The 9,410-nt window shown below is 64.0% G+C and carries 1 protein-coding gene; it reads left to right on the forward strand.

The window, feature by feature from the left end; genetic code table 11:
- Window positions 1–9,410, forward strand: a 9,410-nt coding sequence (locus tag AB4Z24_RS22400) for a beta strand repeat-containing protein (RefSeq protein ID WP_441711850.1), incomplete at both ends; no start/stop codon positions are given.

A 9,410-nucleotide genomic window follows, 5' to 3' on the forward strand; every position in this document is an offset into this window, starting at 1 on the left:
GCGTATCTCAACGGCGGCACGGTCGCCCTGAAATCGACTCATGACGTGACGCTAAAGACCGGCAGCGTGATCGACGTCTCGTCGGGCGGCGCCATTCTCGCCACTGGTAAGACCAAAGGCGGCAAGGGTGGCGACGTCACCTTGATCGCGGAAGACAAGAGCGCTGTCCTCAAGCTCGACGGCAATATCCGTGGTTACGGTGTCAACGGCGGCGGTACGCTCTCGATCGACAGCGGCTCCGCGGTTGGAATCGGCGGTAAGCTGCTTGCCAAGGACGGCGTGCTCGGTGCGGGCGAGAAAGCACCGGCCGATCTGATCCTGTTACAGGATTATGAGGTCAAGGCCGGCGACTTACTGCCGGTCGATTACAGTTACATATCTAGAGTTGCGGCGCCGGGTGAGGCGATTGGAACGAGCAACACCCTTATCAGCAACGTGACGCTTGCCGGTGACTGGATTCCGCCACGCCCGGGACGCGGAAGCCTCGGGTACGTCATCAATACCGACGCCGGAAGTTTCGGGATCGGGCCTACCGGGGAACTACCGGTTATTCCGGCCGGAACCATCATCATCGGCATTGCGCAGAATGCATTCCCGTCGTCCTACGTCGTGCCCGGCGACGTGTTTCCGAATGGCATTCCGATCTTGGACAAGACCGTGACGATCGCGGCCGGCAAAGTGTCGCCGATTGATTTTACGATTGCGTCCGGGACGCGCCTCGCTTCCGGAACGACCTTGAATTCGGCGGTGGCCGTCGGCCCGACCACGACGATCGATACTTCAATCATGCAGGCGGGCTTCTCCGGCTACGACATCAATGGCGGTCTCGGTGTTGTCGTGGCCGCGGGAGCCAAGCTCGATGTCACGATGCCGGTTTACCGCTTCACAGACACCGCCTTTGCCACCGCCACCGGCGCGGATCCCGCACGCGCCTTAAGCGTATGGACGCCTCCGGAATGGATGGACGATGCGGCGAACAACCGTTTGATCCAGCGGGGTGGCGCGAGCCTGACCCTGCGCTCCACCCAGGGTTACGATGTCGGGCTCGCGGCGAGTGGCCCGGTCGATATCCGCGGGGGCGCGGCGGTCCGCGTCGATGCCGGCCAATCGATCAGCCTGTTCGGCACCTCGCTCACCGTCGACGGCACGCTGACGGCCCCGAGCGGTACTATCGCCTTGAACCAGCCCGGCGGGAGCGATTTGGGCTTCCGAGGCAATGTCGGCCTGATCTGGATCGGTGACCACGCCGTGCTCGATGTCGCGGCGCGTGCCGTAACGGCGACCAACAGCCGTGGCCAGACCTATGGTGAGATCGCCAATGGCGGCTCGATCCTAATCGGTGGCGCGATGGACTGGGAGGATAAGGGCGAATCCATCACCCCGAATGCCTTCGTTGTGATCCGCCCCGGCGCGGTGCTCGATGCGTCCGGCACAAGTGCGGTGCTCGATATTCCCGTGCCTGGCCTTGGAGCGAACAGCACGTCACTGAACGTCGCCAGCAATGGCGGCATGATCGTCGTGAAGTCGAGCAACGGGCTCTATCTTGACGGCACGCTACGCGCGGTGGCGGGTGGCGCAAATGCGGCCGGTGGTACGCTGGCGCTGGCGCTCGAGACACCCAACTATCCAACCGATGAAACGTCCGGCGACGTATTGCGGCATCGCGAGTTCATCCTCGCCGATGTTCAGGGCGATAGTTCCATTGCGAACGCGACGTCGACGGCAGAAGCAAAGGCCGGTCTTGTCACCGGCACCGCACGGCTCGGCGTCGATCGGATTCAGCAAGGCGGATTCGGTAATCTCTCGCTACTGGTCGACGGGGCGCTTTCCTTTGATGGAAACGTCGCGCTTGCGATGAAGCAGAGTCTACGACTTTATGCCGGCGCGTTTGGTCTCGGCGAAAGCGCCGGCTCACACACGCAGGTCTCGCTGTCGGCGCCTTATGTCCGGCTGGCAGGTGTCACCCGTATCGGTAGGGATCGTCATACCTTGTCCGCCGTGAGATGGGGTGGCAGGTACGGCGGTCCAACGCAACAGGCGACCGATGCGCTGTTCTCGGTTGCCGCCGATCTGATCGACCTTCGCGACAGCGTTGTTTTCGGCGTACGCCAGGATATCGACACCAAGACGTCGTTCTATACCGTCGATCGCCGCGGTTTCGCGCTGGTCGATCTCACCAGCCGCGGCGACATCCGGGTGCTTGGCAGCACCACATTCGCCACGCCGGGTGACATCACGCTGACCGCCGCACAGATCTATCCGGCGTTGGGCGCTGGTGGTGAGATCACCGCCGGCTACACTGAGGACGACCGCAAGGTCCTCCCCGGCAGCGTGCTCACCATTCGGCGTTACGGCGACACCGTCCCCGACATACCGTATTCCGCCTTTGGGAGACTCAGTCTTGCTGCGGACACCGTCAACCAGGGCGGCGTGGTGCGCGCGCCGTTCGGCGCATTGCAACTCGGTATGGTTGCTCGCAACGGCCAAGCGCAGACCGACGCAATCAATCTTTTGCCGGGCAGCATTACCTCGGTGAGCGGCGCCGGACTGGTGATGCCCTATGGCGGCACGATCGATGGCCTTACGTATCGTTATGACGGGACCCCGATTGTCCTTGACGGCGTCGGCGGCATGAACAACGCCGGGCCTAAGCGCGGCATCGGTTTCTCGACGATCCACCTGAACGCCGAGGCCGGGGCTGTTCTCGATCTGTCGGGCGGCGGCGAATTGACCGGCGCAGGCTTTGTCTCGGGCCGGGGCGGTTCAGTCGATATCCTAAAGACACCGCTGATCAATTCCAATCCGGGTTACAGTTACAGCAGCAAAGGCAATGCGGTCTACGCGATCGTGCCGAGCCGGGCGGGGACATATGCGCCGGCGGTGCAGGAGACGGGCTTTGGCGCGCCTCTCACGGGGCAGCAGATCACCATTCCGGCCGGAGTGCCGGGTCTGCCGGCCGGCACCTACATGCTGATGCCGTCGAGCTATGCGTTGTTGCCCGGCGCATTCCGCGTCGAGATCGGCGCGGGCAATCAGATGTACTCTGGAGGCGCGACGGCGATTGGCAACGGCTCCTGGAGCGTGGCCGGCACTCTCGGCATCGCCAACACGGCGATCCACGCGTCGCTGCCGAACCAGGTGACGATCACGCCGGCTGAGATGGTGCGGAAGCACTCCTCCTACAACGAGATGAACTACAACGCCTTCGTCCTGGCGGATGCGGCGCGCATCGGCGTGCCGCGCGCGATGCTGACGGTGGACGCGAAGACGCTGGACATTCTGCTGGCCAAGCCGTCAATCGTCGATGATCGCTCGCAACTGCGCTTCAATGGCGACTTGCGCATGAAGCCTGCAGCCAGCAGCGCGGGCTTCGGCGGCACTGTCAATGTTCGGGGTGTCGGCGAAATCCTGGCTTCAGGTCAGAGCACAGATCCCAGCCTTCAATATGCATCCGTCTATGCCGATGAACTCAGCAAGCTCGACGCGCCGCGTCTGGTGCTGAACGGTACTGTCACCGTGGGTTATGGCCAGACGGGCCGCTTCGCCACCATAAATCAGGGTTACGGCAATCTCATCGTCCGCAGTGGCGCCCGCATTGCGGCGGCGGAGGTGCTCTTGGCGAGCGGGGGCATTACGATCGAGGAAGGCGCGTCGATCAGCACCATCGGCCGCGGTCGGGCTAGCTACGATTCCAGCGACGGCTTTGTCTTCATCGCCGAAGGCGGCGTTCTTGCGCTGTCCAACGGCTGGATCAACCTGCTGCAATCGTCGACGGCGAGCAATGGTACCAACATCACAGTTGGTGGCTGCGTTACCGCCGATTGCAATCGAACCACCACGCTTGTCTCCGAAGGAACGATCGGCGTTTCGACGTCCGGCGCGTTCACCATCGCCGACAACGTCTCTTATGGCACGCGTAACCTCGTGCTCGGCCTATCGGCGGTCAATCTCGGCGACGATGCCAGCCTCGCAGCCGCCGCAGCCTCCGGCCATCTGCCCACGGGTCTCGCGCTCAATCAGGGCCTGCTGGCGCAGCTGCTCGCCGGCAATACCGCGACGGGGGCGCCGGCGCTCGAGACGCTGGCGCTCAATGCTCGCGACGCCGTGAACGTGTTCGGTGCCGTGACCCTCGATGCGTCGAAGGTCGGACGGCTGGTGCTCGGCACGCCTGCGATCTACGGCTATGGCGTATCTGGCGATGTTGCAACGATCCGCGCCGGCGAATTCATCTGGACCGGATCGGCGGCAGCGCCGGGCGCGGCGATGGCCGATATCCTCGGTGATGGCAAGCTCGATATTGCGGCGAGAAGCGTCGTCTTTGGCTACGGTCCGAATTCGCAGCCGAGCACTACGGTGGTGGACAACCGTCTCGCGCTCGGCTTCGCCAACGTCAACATCACGGCCAGCGAACGCATCACGTCGAACGGCAAGGGAACTCTTGGCGTCTATCACCGGCAGGGCGCCTACACGCCGGCGACCGGCTATCAATACACCGGCGGCAATCTCACGTTCACGACGCCGCTGTTCACCGGCGAGGCGGGTTCGGTCAACACCATCACCGCGGGCGGCGATGTTCGCGTCACCGGAGCGAATGGCGCGGCAATGCCGAAGGTTGACGCGCTCGGCGCCCAACTCAAGCTGACGGGGACCAACGTTACGGTCGATACCGGTGTTGTCCTGCCCTCCGGCAAGCTCGTTTTGACAGCTGCAGGCGATATTGTCCTTGGCAATGCCTCGCGCATCGATCTGTCGGGCCGTGAAGTCACGATGTTCGACGTCAAGAAATACAGCTGGGGCGGCGATCTGGTGTTGACCAGCGGCGCCGGCAATATCAGCCAGGCGGCGGGGTCGGTGATCGATCTGTCGGCAAAATACAACCGCGGCGGCACGCTGTCCGCGACGGCGCTTGGCGCCGGTGCTGGTCATGTCGATCTCGGTGGCACCATTCTCGGTTCGGCAAGCGGCCAGTACGACGCCGGCGGCACGCTGGTGCCTTACGACGCGGCCGAACTCACCGTGCGCGCGCAGACGCTCGCCGGCTTTGCGGCTTTGAACGAACGGCTCAACACCGGCAATGTGTTCGGTGCACGGCGCTTCCAGATCAAGCAGGGTGATCTCGTCGTCGGCGACGAAGTCAAAGCCCGCGACGTCGAGATCACGCTGGACGGCGGCAATCTAACCGTCAACGGCACCATCGACGCCAGTGGCTTCCAGGTCGGATCGATCCGGCTGGCGGCAATGGGCGACCTCACCATCAACGGTACACTCGATGCGCACGGCACCGGCTTGCGCGTCGACAGCTACGGCAAGATCATCGACAGCCCCAATCGCGCGGTCATCGATGTGACGTCACGCAAGGGCACCCTGACGATCGGCAGCCATGCCGCGTTCGACCTGCGTGCCGGCACAAGTGTCGCGATGGGCAGCGGCCGTGGACAGAACGACGGCGTCGCGCGCGGCACGCTCGATCTCAACGCACGGCGTCTCGGCGGCACCGGCGGGCAAGGCGGTGTCGACAGCGCCGGCAATGGCGCAGATGATGTGGCTCTCAATGTGCTCGGTACGCCCGCAATCCGTGGCGCCAAGACCGTCGCCGTCAATGCCTTCCGCATCTATGACGATGCGCCGCTGGCGACTGCGCCGGACGTCACCGGTCACAAGCCGCAGGAGATCACGCAGGCCTATCTCGACGGATTTACCGATACGAACGGCACCTTCGTCGGCGGCATCGATCCGCACAACACTGCCTTCATCGATGCTGCCCGTGCCAATAGCGATCTGAGCGCACGCCTCGCGCGGCTTGGCAACGCTCGTCTGCGTCCGGGCGTCGAGATCATCAGCAAGGTCAGCGCCGACAATCCGAACGGTGATCTCACCGTCGCGGGCGACCTCGACCTGTCCGGCTATCGCTACGGACCCGATGCGAACCGCTTCAATCCGGCGTTGCGCGGCTTCGGCGAACCCGGCGTGTTGACGATCCGCGCCGCCGGCGACCTCAATATCCGCGGCTCCATCAATGACGGCTTTGCGCCACCGCCAGCCACGCCCGATGACAATGGCTGGCAGCTCACCAATGGTGTGGTGCCGTTCGGCGGCGACCTCGTGCTTCCCACCGCTGTAACGCTCGATGCCGGGACCGTGTTCAGGAAGGGGGCCACGCTCAACTATGATCTGCCGGCGACGTTCAGCAACAACGTTCCTGCCGGCACCGTACTGCCGGTGAGGGCGACTCTGGCAGGCCCTCTCAATCTATCCGCGGGCAGCGTGGTCGGCGCGACGATCTACAACGCCGACGGCAGCGTGGCCTACGCCGCTGGCACGGTTTTGCCGAACGCGGTGACACTCACCGCGGGCATGCAACTCGGTGCCGGCACCGTGCTGCGCAGTGCCGCCAACATTGCCGCGCTGATCTGGCCAAAGGGCGTTCCGTTGCCATCGGATATGACATCGAGCGGATCGCTGGCGCTGGCAGCCGGGTCGCTGATTCCGTCGATGACCGACGTTAAGTTGCCCGGTGGCCAATCGATCAATCTGCGCAGTCCGACGAACGGCAAGCAGGGACAGAACTGGGCGGTGGCGCCGATGCTCGGTACGGGCGCAACCTCATGGTCGATGCGCCTCGTTGCCGGCGCCGACCTCGGATCGGCCGACAGGCGCGCGCTCAATCCCGCTTCCACCGGTGCGATCAGGCTGGGCGATACACATACTGTGACGGGAGTCATCACGACAACCGTTCCCGGCGGAACCTGGGTCTGGGCCCCCGACAATTTTTTCGACGGCGAGCCCGGAAAACCCGTACCAGATGACCTAATCGGCGTTTGCTACCCGGGGGGGGACCAGTGCTTGCTCAAGTCGGACTATGTCTGGGCAGCGGGGAACCCGCTGGGCCATGTTGCTGGAACGCCGGTGCAGGAAGCCGATCGCGCCCAGTGCGAAGCTAACCCGGCGTACTGCAAGGCGGTTGGCGACAAGCTGGTCGTCACGGGAAGCTATCCGGCCTCACCGGCCTTCAGTGTCGTTCGCACTGGGACAGGCGATCTGGACCTGGTTGCCGCCGGCGACATCCGGATGGACTCGCTCTACGGCATCTACACCGCAGGTACGGCGACGTCGGTCGATCCGGCGTATGACCGCGCGCGCGGGCAGCTCGCCGACGGCACGCTTCTCGGAGCGCTGCCGCCGGAGCTCGACTATGGCAGCAGCCTGGCAACCTATAAGGCTTGGTATCCGGACCAGGGCGGCAATGTGCTGATCGCGGCCGGCGGTAATCTCGTCGGCGACATCTACGGCCAGTCCGCGCAGCTAAGTCCGTCGAGCGTCATCACTGGCAACTGGCTGTGGCGGCAGGGCACGGGCACTACGGCGGTCGATACGGCGATCCCGACCTCCTGGTGGATCAATTTCGGCACCTATGTGGCCAATACAACTTCGTCCGGTGACTATCGTGCTCCCGATCTGCTCGGCTTCACCGGCATCGGTGCGCTGGGTGGCGGCAATGTTGCGGTCCGCGTCGGCGGCGAGGCCGGCACGATCGCGCTTCGCGGCGATCAAGGCCTGCAGGGGCAGCATAGAAGCCAGGGTCTTGTCATTGCTGTCGGCAGCACCGGCCGCGTTGGCACCGACGGGTCGCTGACACTCACCGGCGGCGGCGATATCGACATGCGGATCGCCGGTGCGCTCAATCCGAATCTGGAACTCACGAACGCCACCGAAAAACATGCCCTTCCAGGGGCCCTGGTGAATCTCCGTGGCGCCTTGCATGTGGCGGCGGAGTCGATCGGCGGGATCAAACTCATCTACCGATCGGGGGGTGGCTTGAACGATGCGTTCGATCCGCGTGGTATCGATCCGTTTGTCGCCTCATCTTCGAACGCACGGTCCGGCATCACACTGGTGCCCGGCGACTCGGCGGTCTATCTCGAAACCCTGGGCGATCTCGTCCTCGGCGGCGCTGGCGATCCGGGCCGCTCGCAGTCGCCGAACCGGTCGGCTTTCTCCGTCGGCGGCACCAACTATCTCGGTGGCGGAGAGAGCTGGTTCACGCTCTGGACCGATCACACCGCGATCAATCTGATCTCGGCTGGCGGCAATCTCACGCCGACCACGTCGTCGTCCGAAGATCCGCATCGCAACAGCGACCAGAACATGGCGGACGGATCGTTCCTCTATCCGTCGATCCTGCGCGCGGCGGCGCTCGGCGGCAATATCTATTACGGGGTCAACGCATTGTCGTATATGCGAAGTCTCCCTGATTTCGTGCCCCCGTTCGTGACGCTTGCTCCATCCGCCCACGGCGCGCTGGAGATGCTTGCCCGAGACTCGATCTATGCGGGGCAATATTCGTTCAGCCTGTCCGGCTCCGGCGTGCCGTTGCCGACGCCGTTCAATCCGGCCTTCATGGGAAGAGATCCCGACACCATGGGAGGCATCGGCCTTCCGCCCCTCAAGATAACCAACACATTGCTCGGTACGGTGCCGTTGTCGCTGTTCGCCTTTGGAACGAACACCGCTGCGCTCGATATCGGCCGATCGCCGGATGCCGATCCCGTCCGCTTCTACGCCCGCGAGGGCGATATCGTCGGCTTGCGCACCGGCGAGACGCTGACCTTCGGCGCATCAAACGTGACGTTGTACAATGCGTCAGCTCCCGTCATGGTGCGCGCCGGCCGCGATATCGTCGGTGCCGGTTTGGCGCCCGGCGTAACGACAGGAAATCCCCAAAATGGGAGCCGATCGCGCGGCAATCTGATCGTGCATAACAATCCGAACGACGTGTCGATCATCTCGGCCGGTCGCGACATCATCTACGCCAACTTCGATATTGCCGGCCCCGGCACGCTGGATGTGTTGGCGGGCCGCAACATCTATCAGGCCGACAAAGGTTCGATCACCAGCGTCGGCCCGGTTGCCATCGGCGACAATCGTCCTGGTGCGAGCATCTTGATGCAGGCTGGCGTCGGCGTGAACGGGCCGGACTATGCGAAGCTGGCGTCGCTCTATCTCGATCCCGCGAACCTCGCCGTGACGGGCACGCCGCTTGCCGATCAGCCGGGCAAAGTGGCCAAGACCTACGAGAAGGAGCTCGCCGCGTGGCTCAAGGAGCGCTACGGCTTCGAGGCCGCCAGCGTCGAAGAGCGCCGGACGTACTTCGATGCGCTGGCCCCGGACCAGAAGAACATCTTCCTGCGGACGATCTACTTCGCGGAACTGCGCGAAGGCGGGCGCGAGTACAACAACCCCGAGAGCACGCGTTACGGCTCTTATCTGCGCGGCCGCAACGTCATCGCGGCGCTGTTCCCGGACAAGGATGCAAACGGCAACCTCATCGTGCGCACCGGCGACATCACCATGTTCGGCGGCTCCGGTGTGCGCACCAACTTCGGCGGCGACATCCAGATGCTGACGCCTGG

Source organism: Hyphomicrobium sp. 2TAF46 (assembly GCF_052114865.1).
In the GTDB taxonomy this organism is placed as follows: domain Bacteria; phylum Pseudomonadota; class Alphaproteobacteria; order Rhizobiales; family Hyphomicrobiaceae; genus Hyphomicrobium_B.